Raw genomic sequence first — 17,311 nt, 5'->3', positions numbered from 1 at the left:
AGCGTGAGTAATAATCAAAATGCGGTTTTTTCCAACTTCAAAACATTCAGAAAGCAAGCGTATTTATTTAATTTAATTCCAACTTTAATTCCAACAATTGGACACCGCATTGTTGCGTTGAACGCATTGGTAGTACTTCGTAGTCTTTACCGGCTTCCGCTTTGGAAATAATGTGATTGAAGCGTTGATATGCATTTTTTCATTTTATTTTCTCCGTTTATTTTTAGATTAATTTCGAAATTATGTAGCAGTTGCACAACGCTAAAATTACCCTTGCAAAATAGCACCGCATTGGAGCCGCTTTCAATGCGGTGCTGTCGTTTGATGCAAATTCATGCTTAATTTAAATGGTTTTGTGCATTTGCTACATAATTACGATTAATTTTAATAAATTATGAGTTTTTTTATTATTGAGCGAGTTTTTTGTTTTTTATACTCCCGGCTATATTCGTTGCCAGCCATCGGCGAGTAGTCGCCTTCTCAATGCGGTGCTAATTTAAGGGGTCACCGGTAGGGCGCCCGAATTCCATGTTGGAGCCTCGTTTGGCCGTTTGGTTTGTAGCAAGAAACGTTGATTTTCCGAAGCTTGTTGTTGAACCGTCGTGCCTGATGGGGTGGAGAAGGAAATACCGCCTTTCAATAATTGTTGTACGCTGCCGGTGTTAAATTCGGCACCCTTCCAGCCTAAACTAAAGTTATAGCCTGATGAAATCCAAAATTCGGAGTTTTTACGCACTAAATGCCGGTATTTCGGGCTAATTGCAATATGAATCAATACCCGATCGCCAAGGGTGTTGAGTGCTAATTTGAGCACCGCACCCACTTCAATTCCTCGGTAAAACACCGGTGAGCCTTCGGTTAAATTTAAGGCATCGTTAGTTTCCAAAATAAATGGCACGCCATTAGTGAATTTGTTATGGCTTGGGGTTGTTTGCGCTAAATCAAATCGAGTGCTGGCTTTGCCATTGCCGATTTCCACATCAATGTAAGGTTGTAACAGGCTATCCAAGTTTTCGATTCCACCTGCCGAAATTTGCGGCGAAATGATCTTAAATAGCGAGCCCTCTTTGGCAATCATGCTCATATAATTCGGATTAACTAATGCTTTGGCTATAATTTTTTTTGATTTGGCATCCAGTGTTACGCTTTCGATTTCTCCAACGGATAAGCCTAAATAACGCAAGCTCATGCCTTTGGTTAAGTTCGTCGCATCATCGGCGAATAAAGTGATAATTTGTCCAGCCGATTTGGCGCGCAATTCGTTCGGATAAAGGGTTTTATTTTGGCCTGAACCGGAGTTATCAAAGCTAATTGCCCCTTTTAACGAACGCGCAATCGGTGTCGACTGAATGCTGATGCCTTTGGGCGTGATGTCGATTTGTGCGGCGCTTTCTACCCAGAACAAGCTTTTATCCGTGAGTAAATGTTTGTAGCGTGGATAAATATAGACATCCACATCAAAGTGGTCGGTTTTTGGTGTGATATTGATGATTTTACCTACTTCATATTGACGATAAAGTACTAAAGAGTCTTTGCTGATACTTGGTAAGTTTGAGGTTTTCAAGGTGATGCTAGGTTCGACTAAATTCCCCGTAATGCCGGATTCCGCATTTTGGGCGTCTTTATAAAGCGGATAGGTTTTTAGTGCATCGCCCAGCCCTTTTTTTGCGATAATGCGAATGCCGCCTTGCAGCCATTTTTCCGGATTCGCCGCATTAAAGCGAATGCCGTCGATGCCAAAGTTTACGTCGAAATTCGAGGCAGCGACAAACAGTGTATTTGGATTGATTAAGTTGCGATAGGCGGCGGCAATGGCGATTTCATATTCTACGCCATTGACATCAATATTTTGTTTTACAATTTCACCGATAGGAATATTGTTGTAATACACATTTTGTCCTTCGGCGATTCCGTAGCTTTCCGGTGCGGTGAGCTTAATTACGAGGGTATTTGGTGCTTTCAGCAGTAATTCATTTTCTTTAATTACATCGAATTGCAATTTTTCTTCGCCGTCGCCGGGGATAATTTCAAAATAGTCGCCACGGAAAAAGCGTTGCGGCTCGGTCAAATCAGCTAAATTCGGTTTTTTATTACGTAATACAATATGTGAACCGGTTTTTAATAAACTGGCTTGGTTGGGATCAATCAATAATCTACCTTTTAGAATTTTTTCATTGTTTTCAACAGTACTTAGCGCAGAAAGCACGCCGATTTTGTGTTCTTGATAATAGACGTCGCTACGTCCCGCTTCTAAACCGGCAACGGTCGGAATATTCACGTCCACTTCAATACCGCGTTTTGCCGCTTGCAGATTGGCATAAAGGGTGTAGTAGTCATTCTCCACTGCATTGGGGCTATCGGTTGGTGAGTCGAAAGAAACTGCACCTTGTACGATGGCATTTACGCTTTCCATATTAAAGTTTAAACCCGCCTGCGTGATGCTGGCGTTCACACCGCTGATATTCCAAAAGCGCGAATCTTTTTTTACAAAGCGAGCGTATTCTTTGTCGATGACGACGTCGATTTCCACCTTATTATTTTCATTAAAACGATAATCGTAAATTTTTCCCACCGGCAGTTTTTTAAAGTACACGGAAGCGCCGAGAGAGATGGAGCCTAAATCGTCGGATGTTAAATGAATCAGTAAATCACCCGGTGAGACTTGCGTAATCGGACCTTTTTCTTGCGCAATAAATTCATCGGCGCTGTTGCCGTCGCCCGGTTGTAGCGTGATGTAATTACCTGAAACTAACGAATCAAGGCCGGAAATGCCCGCGAGGGAAACACTTGGTTCGACTACCCAAAATCTTGTGTTTTGGCGCAATACGCCGGTGGCTTCCGGATAAATATTCGCGACGACTTCTACTTTTTGCATATTGTCAGTGAAGTTTACTTTTTTCACCACGCCGATTTGCAAGCCTTGATAGCGAATCGGCGTTTTATCGGCTACTAAGCCGGAACCGTTACTAAACGTAATTTTGATACTTTTACCTTGTTCTTTCACAATTTGAAAAAACAAAATCGCGCCGATACAGAGTGCAATAAAAGGCAACAGCCAAAATGGCGAAACCTTGCGATTTTTACGCAAAATACTTTGAATGCGGTTGTGTTGCGAGTTAATGCTTGGGGCATGTTTGATCGAATGTTCATTATTCGGTTGTTGTTTTCCGGTCATAAATTTTCCAAATAAGTCTGCTATCAAATTGAGCGGTTGAGATCATAGTAAGGAATACGGCAGCACCGAAATAAAAGGCAGCGGGGCCGACGGTAAAGTTAATAATTTGTCCACGGGTGACTAACGACATCATCAGTGCAAGCACAAATAAGTCAAGCATTGACCAACGTCCGACAAAATGCACGATATGCAATAAGCGCATTTGCCATTTTATCGAATGTCGCCATTTAAAATGCACGCTGGCAAGCAAATACAGCATGATGAAAATTTTACTAATCGGTACGAAAATACTGGCGAAGAATACGACAAAGGCGACAAAATAGCTTTTCATTTCAATAAAGGAAATTACGCCTGAGATGAGCGTATCTTCAGATAACGTACCGGTTAAATATACGCCGGAAATCGGTAATAAATTTGCCGGGAAAAGCATTATAATGCCGGCGATTAAGGCTGCCCAAGTACGTTGAAGTTTAATGGCATCGGATGTATCAAGGTATGAAACGCAGCGCGGGCAAATTGAATGTCCGTGTTCGTGTTTAGTTTTTTGTTCCGAAAAAGTGTAGTTGCATGCGGTACAAAGCCGAACTTTATCATTAGCGTCAATTTGTTGTTTTTCGGGATAAAAATCGTTCCACAATTCATTTAAATTCAGTTTAATAAAAAGTAGCGTAGTTAAAAGTGCGGTAAAAACGAAGGCGATTAAGTAGATATTAATTTCCAGTGTCGCATATTCGCGTACTTTGAACATGGATACGCCTAAGGCAACAAGATAAACGTCAAACATTACCCAAGGTTTAATGTAGCTTAAAAAGAGCAATACATTGCGCGGACGGATCCCAAGTAATTTGGAAAACCACAGCATCAATACCAAAATTGCGAAAGAGGTAGGCATCAATACCGCGCAAATAAAAATTAAAAAGCCGGTATAAGTGTAGCCGGCGGTCGCGATTTGCCAAATACCTTTCCAGACGGAAGCATCAATTTTCGTGCCGAGTAAATCGATACTTAGTAAAGGAAATCCTAACGCAAAGGGCATTAGGATTAAAATAGAGAGCGCAATCATTGCGCAACGATGTAGTGACCAACGGTTTATAGTAGTTAAAATATGATGGCAACGCGGACATTCGGCGTGTTTATCCGGCGGCAAAGGGAAAACAACAGAGACGACCGCATCGCATTCGCCACAACGGGCAATTTTATAGCGCGCTCGGGTAAAATCGGGAGGGGTCATATGTTATCATCTCTAAAAGCTCAGTCAGCAAAGTCGCGCATTTTAGCGCGATTCCCCTCCTTTTGTGAAGCTCAAATGAATGAACGTTTATTGGAATTGAATAGTGAGCGAATTCAGTTAGTCGGCAAGGGCGCTTGAAGCATTGTCAAGCCTTATCAAAGTGCGATACACTATGCAGGTTTTATTTTCAATCCTAGGACAAAAAATGACAGATTCCCAACTTGATGTTCAACTTAAAGAAACGTCATCAGATATTCAAAAATTGACAAGCAATAAGGAAATTATTGCTTATTTAGCAGAAAAATTTCCTCTTTGCTTTATCTTAGAAGGCGAGGCCAAACCGTTAAAAATCGGTTTATTCCAAGATTTGGCCAAAGCATTACAAGATGACGAGCGCGTGAGCAAAACCCAATTGCGTCATGCGCTTCGTCAATATACGTCGAATTGGCGTTATCTACACGGTTGCCGTGAAGGCGCGGTACGCGTCGATTTATACGGCGAGGCGGCAGGTGTAATCGAAGCGGAACATGCAACGCATGCAGCGGAGCAACTTGCGGAAGCTAAAGCGAAATTTGCCGAAAAACGTAAAGCAGAACTTGTGGCTAAAAAAGCACAACAAAAACGTCCAGCGCGTAAAGCGAATCAACAGAAATCCCCACGTAAGCCCAAAGTTGAGTTGAATGCGGTCGACTTTGCCGAGCTCACTGAAGGTTCAAAAGTGCGGGTAAAAGTGGGCGAATATGCGAAAAATGCAACTGTAGTAGAAGTGTTGAAAGATTCGGCGCGTATTCAACTTGAAAACGGTTTAGTGATGAATGTAACGGCAGATCGTTTATTCGCATAGTATTGATATTTTCTTATCGGGAAAGGTTAAATGAAATTGACAATAACCAAAAGTATTTTAGCAACGGCAATTTTTAGCATGTTGTTTTTTCAGTCCGGTACGACGTTTGCCGTTACGCCGAAGTTGAAGTTAAGCGATATTGGTATTCCTTCCGCAACGGAAGAACATAAGTTGGCAACTAAGCGAGCGACGACGCGCTTAACGCAGTCCCACTATCGTAAATTTCAACTAGACGATGCTTTTTCCGAAAAGATTTTTGATCGTTATATTAATAGCTTAGATTATAGCCGTAATACGTTTTTACAATCCGATGTTGATGAGCTTCGTCAGAAATTCGGTGCAAAACTAGATGATCAACTTAATGAAGGCGATCTTTCCGCTGCCTTTACAATGTATGATTTAATGATGAAGCGTCGTTATGAGCGTTATGTTTATGCACTTTCTTTATTAGACAAAGAGCCGAATTTAAACGGTAAAGATCAAATTGAAATTGATCGCGAAAAAGCTGCGTTCCCAAAAACTGAGGAAGAAGCGGACCGTCTTTGGCAAGAACGCGTAAAAAACGATGTTATCAATTTGAAGTTGAAAGATAAAAAATGGCCTGAGATTAAAGAGAAACTCATTAAACGTTATAACTTAGCCATTCGTCGTTTAACCCAAACTAAAGCGGATGATATCGTTCAAGCTTATCTGAATGCGTTTGCCCGTGAAATTGATCCGCATACCAGTTATCTGGCGCCACGTACCGCTAAAAGTTTTAACGAAAGTATGAACCTTTCTTTAGAAGGTATTGGTGCGACATTACAATCAGAAGACGATGAAACTAGCATCAAATCTCTTGTGCCGGGTGCGCCGGCCGAGCGTAGTAAAAAACTACAAGCCGGCGATAAAATTATCGGTGTGGGACAGGAGAAAGGCGAAATCGAAGACGTGATAGGCTGGCGTTTGGAAGATATCGTTGACAAAATCAAAGGCAAGAAAGGTACCAAAGTGCGTTTAGAGATTGAGCCGGCGAAGGGTGGAAAATCACGTATCGTAACTTTAGTGCGCGATAAAGTTCGTATTGAAGATCAAGCAGCAAAACTGACCATCGAAAAAGTGGATAGCGAAAATATCGGCGTGATTAAAATTCCAAGTTTTTATATCGGTTTGACGGATGATGTAAAAAAATTGTTGGTGCAAGCGGAGAAAAAACATATTAATGCCTTAATTATTGATTTACGCGAAAATGGTGGCGGAGCATTGACCGAGGCTGTGGCATTGAGTGGTTTATTTATTACTGATGGTCCTGTAGTTCAAGTGCGCGACGCTTATCAACGTATTCGTGTACACGAAGACGATGACCGCACAGAACAATATAAAGGGCCATTACTCGTTATGATTAACCGTTTCAGCGCATCGGCGTCAGAAATTTTTGCGGCAGCCATGCAAGATTATAATCGCGCAATCATTGTTGGGCAGAACACCTTTGGTAAGGGAACCGTGCAACAAAGTCGTTCCTTGAATTTTGTGTACGATTTGGATCAAACTCCGTTGGGAGTATTGCAGTACACTATACAAAAATTTTACCGCATTAACGGTGGTTCGACGCAGTTAAAAGGCGTCGCTGCAGATATTGATTTCCCGGCTATTATTGATGCAAAAGAAAATGGAGAAGAAAAAGAAGATAATGCGTTGCCTTGGGATAAAATTCCAGCGGCGACTTATTTCGAAATCGGTAATGCGCGTCAATATGTGCCCGAGCTCAATAAAAACCATCAAGCTCGCATGGCAAAAGATCCGGAATTTATTGCGTTAGGTGAAGAATTAAAAATCCGCGATGAACGGCGTGATCGCAAGTTTATGTCGTTGAATTATCAAGAGCGCAAAGCGGAAAATGATCAAGACGAGGCGAGACGCCTAAAAGATATTAATGATCGTTTTAAACGTGAAGGCAAGAAACCGTTAAAAAATATTGATGCGTTGCCGAAAGATTACGAAGCACCGGATTTTTATTTAAAAGAAGCGGAAAAGATGGCGGCGGACTTAGTGAAATTAAGCGGAAAAACACAAAAAGCGGATACTCAAGTTCAACAAGACCTGAGCAAAGCGGAAGCTAAGAAATAATAAATTTTGACCGCGCTTTTAAAAGGGCGGTTATTTTATTTTATCGCGCTTCGAAGGAATGTTTATGTTAAAAGGTACGATGAAATTAAACTCATTGGTGTTATCGCTGTCGATGATAACTTCAGGCTGTGCATTGGCGGATTGGTCGAAAAATATGACATTTTCGGTTCCAACGCAAATTGATATGGCAAAACTTTCGCCGCAAGAACGTGAGGAAATTGAACGAGAGCAAGCTCGTTTAATGGCAGAGAAACAAGCATTATTGGAAATGTCACTCACTCATGAAATTGGCGAACAAAATCTGCAATTTAAATCGCTGTTAGCCAAAATTTATGCCGATAATAAATACAACTTGTTTTGGCACGATAAAGCAGCGGAAAAACAATTTCTCCGCGAATATGCCGCAATGGTTGCAAGTGGCATTTCTAAAGGTTCCGCACAATCTTTGGAGAATTTAAGCCAAGCGGAGCAAATCGGTGGGTTGACTTATGATGTATTGTTAACCGATGCGTTCTTGGATTATTTATACTACAGTAGCAATCTAAATCAGCAAGCACAGCGCTGGCTGTACGGCGCAGGTGTTTATAAGCCGCAAGCGCCGAGCAAGGAACAGCTTCAGCAATGGTTCAATGCGGTGCTAAATGAAGAGCTCGTCGTCTATCTAGAGCGCTTATCTACGCATAATTCGCTATATCGACAAACTCTCGATGCATTGCCTTCCATGATTTCCACATCAGGCTTAACGCCGATAGGTAAAAAATTAGCGATTAATGCGCAACGTTTACGTGTGATTCCGGATTTTTATAATGGGATTTTTGTGAATATTCCAAGCTATCAGTTGCAATATTATCGTGACGGACACCTAGTATTGGAATCTCGCGTTATTGTCGGTAAAAATGGACGTCGAACGCCCGTTATGTCCAGTAAGTTAAGTAACGTCGTGGTAAATCCGCCTTGGAATGCACCGACACGTTTGGTTAATGAAGACATTGTACCGAAGTTAAGAAATGATCCGGGTTATGCGGCCTCGCATAACTACAGCATTTTAGACAGTAAAGGTAACGTGATTGATCCTTATTCTATTGACTGGAATACGATTGGGAAAAATTTTCCATATCGCATCCGTCAAGCGGCGGGGGATAGTGCGCTAGGTAATTATAAATTTAATATGCCGAGTTCCGATGCTATTTATTTACATGATACACCGAATCACAATCTTTTTTCCCGTAAGGATCGGGCGTTAAGTTCCGGTTGCGTACGTGTGGAAAAGTCGGCTCAACTTGCCGATATTTTATTAAAAGAAGCCGGCTGGTCGGACGAACGTAAGAAAAACGTGTTAGAAAGTAAGAAAACTGCCTCTGCAGCCATTCGTTCGGATAATCCGGTGTTTTTATATTACGTGACGGCCTGGGTGGATAACGGGCAGACGAATGTGTTACCGGATATCTATAAATACGATAACTTCACGGATGCGAACGATATCAATTGGGATACGGTGAAAAAATACTTATAATTATTGTTGTATTGATAAATATTGTGACGTTATTTCAAAAAAATGAACAGTAAAATAAGCGAGAATAAAAATGAATAAGATAAATCAAAGTCGTCGTAAGTGGTTGTCTCTTGGCGGCATCGTATTGAGCGCCGGTATGTTGCCGAATAGCGTGTTAGCCATGGTTTCTACGCCAAAGCCTCGCATTTTGGCATTTCGCAATCTTAATACCGGCGAACGCTTAAGCGGTGTATTTTCATTAAGCAGCGGTTTCAATGCTTCAATGCTGAAAAAATTAGATTACTTTATGCGCGATAAGCGTACGAATCAAGTGCATCAGATGGATCCAAATTTATTTATGAAATTTTACCGTATTCAAAGCAACCTCGGCTTACAAACGGCGGAAATTCAAATTATCTGCGGCTACCGCTCGGCGGCGACAAATGCCATGCGTCATCGTCAAAGTCGCGGCGTAGCAAGTAATAGTTTTCACGTAAAAGGTCAGGCCATCGATTTTCGCATTGATGGTACGCCGCTTGCTAAGATTAAGCACACTGCGGAAGGTTTAAACAATGGTGGCGTGGGCTTTTATCCGCGCAGTAATTTTATTCACGTCGATACCGGCCCGGTACGAACTTGGCAGGGTGTGTAACATTTTGCAAATTGACCGCACTTCGGTGCGGTTTTTGTTTATGAGGAAAATAAAATGAATATTGAAATTATCCCTGTTACCGCATTTCAACAAAATTGCTCTTTGATTTGGGATGATGAAAAAAATGCCGCAATTATTGACCCGGGCGGTGAAGCGGAAAAACTGATTGGGCGAATTGAAGAACTGGGTTTAAATTTAGAAGCGATTTTATTAACTCACGCTCATCTTGATCATGTAGGGGCGGCTGAGCAAGTGAAGCAACATTTCGGTGTAGAAATTTGGGGACCACAAGAAGAAGATCGTTTCTTATTTGACAGTTTACCTGAACAATCGCAACGTTTCGGTATGCCAACGATTCATGCTTTTTTACCTGATCGTTGGCTGCATGAAGGTGAAACAATTCATGCCGGTGGCGGCATATTTGAGATTTTGCATTTGCCCGGACATACGCCAGGGCATATTGGTTTCATCGAAAAACAGAAAAAGGCAGCGTTTACCGGCGATGTTCTTTTTCAAGGCAGTATTGGGCGTACGGATTTGCCGGGCGGCAATTATACGCAGTTGATTAGCGCGATTCGTGAAAAATTATTCAAACTTAACGGCGATATGATCATCATCGCGGGTCACGGACCTTATACGACGATCGAACATGAAAAGACGAACAATCCTTTCTTAAAATAACTACGAAACAATGTTTACTAAGCATTTATTGCGTCTTGCTGCTCTCTACTCAAAATAGCACCGCATTGGAAGCGGCTCCAATGCGGTGCTATTTTGAGATCCAAATGTATCTCTTGGCCGAAGCCCTTCTGGTAAGCAACGAACATTAAAAAGGCGCTTTTTACAGCGCCTTAGTTTTATTATTCTTTAAATTCTTCCATCATTTCTTGTGCTTTTTCGACCATTTCTTTTGAACCGATGAATAACGGCACACGTTCGTGTAATTCTTTCGGTTGAATATCTAAAATACGGCGATAGCCGTCTGTCGCCAAACCACCTGCTTGTTCCGCTAAGAACGCCATTGGATTACCTTCATAAAGCAAACGTAATTTACCTTTCGGGTAAGTCGTTGCGCTTGGATAAATATAGATACCACCTTTTAATAAATTACGATGGAAGTCGGCAACTAAAGAACCGATGTAGCGCGAAGCATAAGGGCGATTGGTTGCTTTGTCCTCTTCTTGGCAGTATTTAATGTATTTTTTTACGCCTTGCGGGAATTTAAGATATTGCCCTTCGTTAATGGAATAAATTCGACCATTTTTTGGCATTTGCATATTTTCATGGGAAAGGCAGAAAGTGCCGATAGACGGATCGTAAGTAAAACCGTTTACACCATGGCCGGTGGTGTAAACTAACATCGTGGAAGAACCGTAAACAATGTAGCCGGCTGCCACTTGTTTATTACCTGGTTGGAGGAAATCTTCCAACGTTACCGGTGTGCCGATTGGGGAAATGCGGCGATAAATGGAGAATATTGTACCGACCGAAACGTTCACATCAATATTGGATGAGCCATCAAGCGGATCGGTTAAAATCACATATTTGGCATTACGACCGTGTTCGGTATCAAATGCAATGAAACTTTCTTCTTCTTCTGAAGCAAAGCCAGCAACTTCTTCACGCGCCATTAATGCTGCTTTCATGGTGTTATGAGCGAACAAATCCAGTTTCATCTGACTTTCGCCTTGCACGTTTTCCACGCCGGATTGCCCCAAAATATTGGTTAAACCCGCTTTATTAATATCGCGGTGGATAATTTTCGCGAGTAAACGAATCGATGATAAAATGCCGCTTAATTCCCCTTTGGCATTCGGGTATTCCGCTTGGCGTTCAACGATAAATTCGCTTAATGTTTTCATCATGTTCCTCTTTTTTCTTTTAAATACATAACCGTCGAATTATATGCGATTTGATTTTTACTCGGAAAGTCAATTTCCAGTAATGAGAGCTTGATCACAAAAATTTTACAATTTATTTTTTAAATGGAGCAAATTTAAACGATTTAAACTTCATTATTTATCAATTCTTTTCATAAACATATCAAATAAAATTCACATCCGTCTAGACGTCTAAATCTTTTTTCAGTTAGGGATTTTTGATAGACTCTTCCGTAATTTAAACAAAGAACAATAGGAAAACACAATGAGTAAGCTTTTCCCTCAAGCCAAACTTCGTAACCGCGCACCTTATCGTTTTGATATTGTCGGCAGTTTTTTACGCCCGGAAAACTTAAAACTGGCGCGTCAGCAATGTGGTTGCGGTGAAATTTCTTGCGCGGATTTAACTCGAACAGAAGATGCGGAGATTGAAAAATTAGTGGCACATCAAAAAGCAGTCGGTTTGTCGGCGGTCACTGACGGTGAATTTCGTCGTACTTTTTGGCACTTGGATTTCTTAGCCGCATTAGACGGTGTGAACGAAGTGGATGCGGACAAATTCTCGGTGCAATTTAAACATCACAGTGTGCGTCCGAAAACCTTGAAAATCGTCGATAAAGTCGATTTTCCGGAAAATCATCCGTTCGTAGAACATTATCGCTCGCTACAAAAAATTGCCGCCGGAACGGAAGTAAAATTGACGATTCCTTCGCCATCCATGTTGCACTTAATTTGTACTGTGCGCGAAACGGATTATCAACCGATTGAACGTTACAAAAACAACAATCAATTATTGCTGGATGATATTGCCGCGGCTTATATCAAAGCAATGAAGATTTTCTATGCCTTAGGTTGTCGTAACTTGCAGTTGGACGACACCAGTTGGGGCGAATTTTGTGCGGAAGATAAACGCAAAGCTTATACCGAGCGCGGTTTGGACCTCGCTCAAATTGCGCAAGATTATGTTTATATGATCAATAAAATCGTAGCGGAAAAACCTGCGGATATGGCGATTACCATGCATATTTGCCGTGGCAATTTCCGTTCGACCTGGTTCTCAGCGGGCGGTTATGAGCCGGTGGCTGAAACATTGTTCGGTGGTTGCAATGTCGACGGCTTCTTTTTGGAATACGATAGCGATCGCGCCGGTGATTTCAAACCGTTACGCTTCATTAAAAATCAACAAGTAGTGCTTGGTTTGATTACGTCAAAATCCGGTGAGCTGGAAAATCGCGACGAAATCATCGCGCGAATTAAAGAAGCAACGCAGTATGTGGATATCAACCAGCTTTGTCTAAGTCCGCAATGTGGTTTTGCTTCTACTGAGGAAGGCAATATTTTAACGGAAGCGCAGCAATGGAAAAAACTTGAATTTATCCGTGGTATTGCAGAAGAAGTCTGGGGAAATTAAGAAAAGCCTTAATTTGAACACTTAAAATAGCACCGCATTGGAGCCGCTTCCAATGCGGTGCTATTTTTCTTGTAGCCAGCGGGTTAAATGAATTTCCACAATATCTGCCAAATGTTTGAGAAACGACACATCCTGTCCGTTGTGAAAACGCTGTGTATCGCGCGAACGGAACAGTAAAAGCGCGGTTGGTTTATGCGCATTTTTTGTGCCAAGCAAACAACAGGCGATGGAGCCAATCGGCAATTCTTCCGGCAAAAACATCAGTGCTTTTTCTTTATTGCTTAAATCGCCCAAATAAAACTGGCGCAAGCCTAAGCGTTCCAAACGAATGATTTCAAACGCATTGCGATCAATCCAGCCTTGCTCAGGCACATTTTCCCGTTTTTTCCAGCTGTCAGTAAAAAGCAGCATTTTCGCACCGTCTAATTCATAAGATTTCGCCCATTGCTCTAATTTCTTTTGTGCTGATTGAAAATCCGGCGCTTGAAATAATTTTTTTTGTAACGGTATTAAGGCGAAGAATATATCGGCTTCTTGTATGGCGAGTTGGTGGAGTTTTTCTAACTGAGCAGTAAGAGCGCTAATCTGTTTGCGTTGTTGTTTCAGTTGCGCTTCCGCCAAGGAAATCGTGCCTGTGTGCGTGTGGCATGATTTAAGTTTATTAAGTGAGACAGCGTGGCGGCTAAAAAAATCGGGATGAGATTGGAGATAGTCGAGGATGTCTTGTTCATTCATAGTTGTGAAAACTATCTAAAAAAAGACCGCACTTTAGGTGCGGTCAAAAACAGAAGGAAAATTATGCAGCGAACGGATCGCGTAGAATCATTGTTTCTACACGGTCTGGACCGGTTGAAAGAATATCGACGGGCACTCCGGTAATTTCTTCGATACGTTTGATGTAGTTAATGCAGTTTTGTGGTAGTTTGCTTACATCAGTTACGCGGAAGGTGTTTTCTTTCCAGCCCGGTAAGGTTTCATAAATCGGTTCTACGCCCTCCCAGTCTTTCGCTGCTAATGGTGCGTATTCCAGGATTTCGCCATTTGGCATTTTGTAGGCGACACAGATTTTCACTTCCTCGAAGCCGTCTAGCACGTCTAATTTGGTCATGCAAAAACCGGAAATGGAGTTCAGTTGAATAGCACGACGAATTGCCACGGCGTCAAACCAACCACAACGGCGCGGACGACCGGTTACCGCACCGAATTCATTGCCTTTACGGGCGATTTCCGCACCTGTTTCATCAAATAATTCGGTTGTGAATGGGCCACCGCCTACGCGGGTACAATAAGCTTTGATGATTCCCAACACATAATCCAAATTCCGTGGGCCGAAGCCGGAACCTGTCGCCACGCCGCCGGCGGTGGTGTTGGAACTGGTTACATATGGGTAAGTACCATGGTCGATGTCTAACATGGTGCCTTGTGCGCCCTCAAATAAAATGTTGTCACCGTTTTTTCGTGCGGTATCAAGGAGCGTTGTGATGTCGGCGACCATACCGGTGATAACGTCGGCAATTGCCATAACATCATCTAAGGTTTTTTGATAATCCACCGGTTCTGCTTTGTAATAATTTACTAATTGGAAATTATAGTATTCAAGGATGTTTTTAAGTTTTTCGGCAAAGAACGCTTTATCGAATAAATCGCCCACTCGTAAACCGCGACGCGCCACTTTATCTTCATAAGCCGGGCCGATACCGCGACCGGTGGTACCGATGGCTTTTTTGCCCAATGCGGTCTCGCGCGCGTGATCCATCGCCACGTGGTAAGGCAAGATTAACGGGCAAGCTTCGGAAATCAATAAACGATCGCGCACGTTAATACCGCGGCTTTCAAGTTCACCGATTTCTTTTAGTAAGGCTTCGGGCGAAAGTACCACGCCGTTACCAATTAAGCAGGTGACATTTGGGTGTAACATACCGGACGGAATTAAACGTAGAACAGTTTTTTCGCCATTGATGATAAGGGTATGTCCGGCGTTATGGCCGCCTTGGTAACGTACTACATATTTTACGCGATCCGTCAGTAGATCGACGATTTTGCCTTTACCTTCATCGCCCCATTGAGCGCCTAAGATAACAACACTTTTTCCCATAATTTCCGCCTTAAAATTCGGTTAATTAGCTTGAATGAACAGCCGAGTACTTTACTCTTTTTCGGCTTTGATCTCAATGACATAAAAGAAAAAAGTACGGCTATGTTTCACCGTACTTTTATGGTTTTAAAGGAAATTACTCAAATAATGATTTGTGTAACGAACGAACTGTTTCATCGGCATGCTCGCTTTGAACTAACATACAAAGATTATTAGTGCTTGCGCCGTAGCTGATCATACGCACATTGTAAGGCTCGAGCGTATCAAAAATGCGTTTTGCTACACCTGTTGCGATGTGTAAGTCATTGCCGATAAGTGCCACCAGAGATAAGCCCGTATCCACTTTAACCGTGCAATATTCGCGTAACTCTTCCAATAACGCCGAAGAAAGTAATTCCGCGCCGGATGAAGCGGAACCGGTTTTATCCAGAGTTAAAGCGATGCTCACTTCGGAAGTGGTGATGGTGTCCACGGAGATTTTGTGTTTCGCTAAAATACTAAACACATTCGCCAAGAAACCTTGCGCGTGAAGCATGCTTAAGCTTGAAAGCGTTAATAAGGTTTGGTCGCGACGTAACGCGATTGCTCGGAATGTTGGACGCGGTTGTGGATCGCGCGTGACCCAAGTGCCACCATCTTGTGGCGCTTTGCTGGAGCCTACATAAACCGGAATATTGCTGCGAACTGCAGGAAGAAGTGTTGCTGGATGTAATACTTTTGCACCGAAAGTCGCCATTTCGGCCGCTTCTGCGAAACTCATGGTATCGATGCGTTGAGCGCTTGGAACAATGCGAGGATCGGTGGTGTAAATGCCTGCTACATCGGTCCAAATCAGTACATCTTTGGCATTTAACACCTCCGCCAATAATGCCGCAGAATAATCGCTACCGCCGCGGCCTAATGTCGTCGTTTTACCGCTCGGTTCACGGCCGATAAAACCTTGCGTGATAACCAATTCACCGCGATCAATTAATGGTTTTAATATGCTGTCACTGTTGGCTTGGGTTTGTTCGTCATTTGGCACCGCTTTGCCGAAATGACTATTTGTTGCAACGATAGTACGCACATCGACCCAAGTTCCGGTGGCATTTTGTTCGCGTAATATTTCGATAAAAATTTGGGTGGACATCATTTCGCCGTGGCTGATGAGTTCGTCGGTAAGCGCGGGCGATGTGGCGAGGCTGGCAGCTTCAGAAAGGTATTCGATATTTTCGAGATATTTTTCAATGATTGGACGTACACGGCTGTCGTCTTTCAGTTCGGTTAAAATATTTTCTTGAATTTGACGTACTTCGCCGACTAATTGACGGCGTTCTTCCGGCTCCACACCGTTGGCTAACGCGACTAAAAGATTGGTTACGCCGGCAGAAGCTGAAAGCACGACGACACGAGTATTGGGATCGGCAATGATAATTTTTGCGCAAGCCGTCATCGCTGCGTAATTGGCTACCGAAGTCCCGCCGAATTTGGCGACAGAAAGATGAGACATAATTTTTCCTCTAGGTGAATGTTGTAAGATGTTGTGTGGAAAGTAGAAATAACGATTTCATAAAATGTTGTCAAATAAATTTTGTGAAATTTTAAGGATTCTTTATTTTAGATCTAATTTGCTAATTAAATCGTTAAAAAATTAGATAATTTTTAATCTTCGTTATCCGGCATTGGCAGAGGTTCCGGTTCGCCCAAGAAGTACGGTTTAATGCCGAGTAGTAAATCGAGCACCGCTTTGCTACGCGCGAAGATTTCCCGTAGGCGAGTGGAGAAGTTGATTTTTGGCTGTTTGGCAACGAAACAAATGGCGTCGATATCGTTAAATTCAGCGATGAACAGTGCACGTTCGCAATGGAATTTTTGGCTGACGATAGTAAATCCATTAATGTTGAATACTTTGTCGGCACGGATAACGGAATCCAGCGTGCGGAAACCGGCGAAATCACGGAACATTAAATTTTCCGATACGCCCATTTTGCGCAGATCGCGAAACATCATTTTCGGTTCATTATATTGAAGCGTGCGGTTATCGCCGCTTAGCAGTAAATAGCTGACTTTGCCGTGTTCTAGCAAAGATTTTGCTGCTTCAAGGCGGTTACTGTAGTAATCGTTAGTTTTGCCGGGGGCGACGAATTTAGAGGTGCCGAGCACGAGTGCGTAGGGGCGATAAGGCAGATCCTCGAGATTTTCGTACAAATTTTGTCGGACGGAAAAACTGATGTACCGGTCAATCGCAACGCTAAGTAAAATTAGCACCGCATTGAAAGCTATTATTGCGCGGATGATTTTGCCTAAATGAATGCGATGCCAAAGGAGCAGGCGTTCCGTTTTGAGCGGAGTCTTTAAAGTAAACATGAGCGTTAACATAATGAAAAACGCGTATGAGTTCAAGTTGAAATTTGCGAGCGCAAAGTCGGTTTTTATTTGGACGTTT

The 17,311-nt window shown here is 42.5% G+C and carries 13 protein-coding genes; 6 read left to right on the top strand and 7 right to left on the bottom strand.

Going from position 1 to position 17,311, the window contains the following annotated elements; translation table 11 throughout:
• Nucleotides 1-496 precede the first annotated feature (496 nt).
• Together AB3F25_RS06025 and AB3F25_RS06020 are read right to left on the bottom strand one after the other, a co-directional pair.
• Nucleotides 497-3,175: an MlaD family protein gene (locus tag AB3F25_RS06025; RefSeq protein WP_373602968.1), complete on the bottom strand. Its 2,679-nt coding sequence runs from the start codon at nt 3,173-3,175 to the stop codon at nt 497-499.
• On the bottom strand, nt 3,150-4,406 hold the full coding sequence (locus tag AB3F25_RS06020) for a PqiA/YebS family transporter subunit (RefSeq protein WP_373602967.1): 1,257 nt from the start codon (nt 4,404-4,406) through the stop codon (nt 3,150-3,152). The genes AB3F25_RS06025 and AB3F25_RS06020 overlap by 26 nt, the downstream gene beginning before the upstream one ends.
• 205 nt (nt 4,407-4,611) lie before the next feature.
• On the opposite strand from AB3F25_RS06020, the gene proQ reads away from it, so the two are divergent.
• The 5 genes from proQ (at nt 4,612) to AB3F25_RS05995 (ending at nt 10,181) form a co-directional block, all read left to right on the top strand.
• Nucleotides 4,612-5,250: an RNA chaperone ProQ gene (gene proQ / locus AB3F25_RS06015; protein WP_373602966.1), complete on the top strand. Its 639-nt coding sequence runs from the start codon at nt 4,612-4,614 to the stop codon at nt 5,248-5,250.
• A 78-nt stretch (nt 5,251-5,328) separates the two neighbouring features.
• On the top strand, nt 5,329-7,356 hold the full coding sequence (gene prc, locus AB3F25_RS06010) for a carboxy terminal-processing peptidase (protein ID WP_373602965.1): 2,028 nt from the start codon (nt 5,329-5,331) through the stop codon (nt 7,354-7,356).
• Between the two features lie 58 nt (nt 7,357-7,414).
• Nucleotides 7,415-8,869, top strand: coding sequence for a L,D-transpeptidase family protein (locus AB3F25_RS06005; RefSeq protein WP_373602964.1), 1,455 nt, complete (start codon nt 7,415-7,417; stop codon nt 8,867-8,869).
• Nucleotides 8,870-8,939: 70 nt separating this feature from the next.
• Nucleotides 8,940-9,500, top strand: a complete 561-nt coding sequence (locus AB3F25_RS06000) for a DUF882 domain-containing protein (RefSeq protein ID WP_373602963.1) — start codon at nt 8,940-8,942, stop codon at nt 9,498-9,500.
• Nucleotides 9,501-9,554: 54 nt separating this feature from the next.
• Nucleotides 9,555-10,181, top strand: a complete 627-nt coding sequence (locus AB3F25_RS05995) for an MBL fold metallo-hydrolase (RefSeq protein WP_373602962.1) — start codon at nt 9,555-9,557, stop codon at nt 10,179-10,181.
• 179 nt (nt 10,182-10,360) lie between these two features.
• On the opposite strand, the gene fbp is transcribed toward AB3F25_RS05995, so the two are convergent.
• A complete protein-coding gene (gene fbp, locus AB3F25_RS05990) occupies nt 10,361-11,362 on the bottom strand; it encodes a class 1 fructose-bisphosphatase (protein ID WP_373604343.1) in 1,002 nt (333 codons plus the stop codon).
• Between the two features lie 283 nt (nt 11,363-11,645).
• Here fbp and AB3F25_RS05985 point away from each other — a divergent pair, with 283 nt between their 5' ends.
• Nucleotides 11,646-12,791, top strand: a complete 1,146-nt coding sequence (locus tag AB3F25_RS05985; protein WP_373602961.1) for a 5-methyltetrahydropteroyltriglutamate--homocysteine S-methyltransferase — start codon at nt 11,646-11,648, stop codon at nt 12,789-12,791.
• A 60-nt stretch (nt 12,792-12,851) separates the two neighbouring features.
• Here AB3F25_RS05985 and AB3F25_RS05980 read toward each other — a convergent pair whose 3' ends face one another.
• The 4 genes from AB3F25_RS05980 to AB3F25_RS05965 form a co-directional block, all read right to left on the bottom strand.
• Nucleotides 12,852-13,526 (bottom strand): DUF484 family protein, encoded by a 675-nt coding sequence (locus tag AB3F25_RS05980; protein WP_373602960.1) that lies wholly within the window; start codon nt 13,524-13,526, stop codon nt 12,852-12,854.
• 61 nt (nt 13,527-13,587) lie between these two features.
• A complete protein-coding gene (purA, locus tag AB3F25_RS05975) occupies nt 13,588-14,886 on the bottom strand; it encodes an adenylosuccinate synthase (protein WP_373602959.1) in 1,299 nt (432 codons plus the stop codon).
• A 136-nt stretch (nt 14,887-15,022) separates the two neighbouring features.
• A complete protein-coding gene (gene lysC / locus AB3F25_RS05970) occupies nt 15,023-16,375 on the bottom strand; it encodes a lysine-sensitive aspartokinase 3 (RefSeq protein WP_373602958.1) in 1,353 nt (450 codons plus the stop codon).
• Nucleotides 16,376-16,527: 152 nt separating this feature from the next.
• Entirely contained in the window at nt 16,528-17,232 is a 705-nt protein-coding gene (locus AB3F25_RS05965) for a vancomycin high temperature exclusion protein (protein WP_373602957.1), read from the bottom strand.
• Nucleotides 17,233-17,311: the final 79 nt, after the last annotated feature.

Origin of the sequence: Aggregatibacter sp. HMT-949 (genome assembly GCF_041734645.1) — a bacterium.
Classification (GTDB): Bacteria; Pseudomonadota; Gammaproteobacteria; order Enterobacterales; family Pasteurellaceae; genus Rodentibacter.
Note: the sequence above shows the minus strand (reverse complement) of the source record. Positions and strands in the feature narration are given on the sequence as shown.

Coding starts and splice junctions, on each gene's coding strand:
- AB3F25_RS06025 (WP_373602968.1), bottom strand. CDS start 3,175: ATGACCGGAAAACAACAACCGAATAATGAACATTCGATCAAACATGCC.
- AB3F25_RS06020 (WP_373602967.1), bottom strand. CDS start 4,406: ATGACCCCTCCCGATTTTACCCGAGCGCGCTATAAAATTGCCCGTTGT.
- proQ (WP_373602966.1), top strand. CDS start 4,612: ATGACAGATTCCCAACTTGATGTTCAACTTAAAGAAACGTCATCAGAT.
- prc (WP_373602965.1), top strand. CDS start 5,329: ATGTTGTTTTTTCAGTCCGGTACGACGTTTGCCGTTACGCCGAAGTTG.
- AB3F25_RS06005 (WP_373602964.1), top strand. CDS start 7,415: ATGTTTATGTTAAAAGGTACGATGAAATTAAACTCATTGGTGTTATCG.
- AB3F25_RS06000 (WP_373602963.1), top strand. CDS start 8,940: ATGAATAAGATAAATCAAAGTCGTCGTAAGTGGTTGTCTCTTGGCGGC.
- AB3F25_RS05995 (WP_373602962.1), top strand. CDS start 9,555: ATGAATATTGAAATTATCCCTGTTACCGCATTTCAACAAAATTGCTCT.
- fbp (WP_373604343.1), bottom strand. CDS start 11,362: ATGAAAACATTAAGCGAATTTATCGTTGAACGCCAAGCGGAATACCCG.
- AB3F25_RS05985 (WP_373602961.1), top strand. CDS start 11,646: ATGAGTAAGCTTTTCCCTCAAGCCAAACTTCGTAACCGCGCACCTTAT.
- AB3F25_RS05980 (WP_373602960.1), bottom strand. CDS start 13,526: ATGAATGAACAAGACATCCTCGACTATCTCCAATCTCATCCCGATTTT.
- purA (WP_373602959.1), bottom strand. CDS start 14,886: ATGGGAAAAAGTGTTGTTATCTTAGGCGCTCAATGGGGCGATGAAGGT.
- lysC (WP_373602958.1), bottom strand. CDS start 16,375: ATGTCTCATCTTTCTGTCGCCAAATTCGGCGGGACTTCGGTAGCCAAT.
- AB3F25_RS05965 (WP_373602957.1), bottom strand. CDS start 17,232: ATGTTTACTTTAAAGACTCCGCTCAAAACGGAACGCCTGCTCCTTTGG.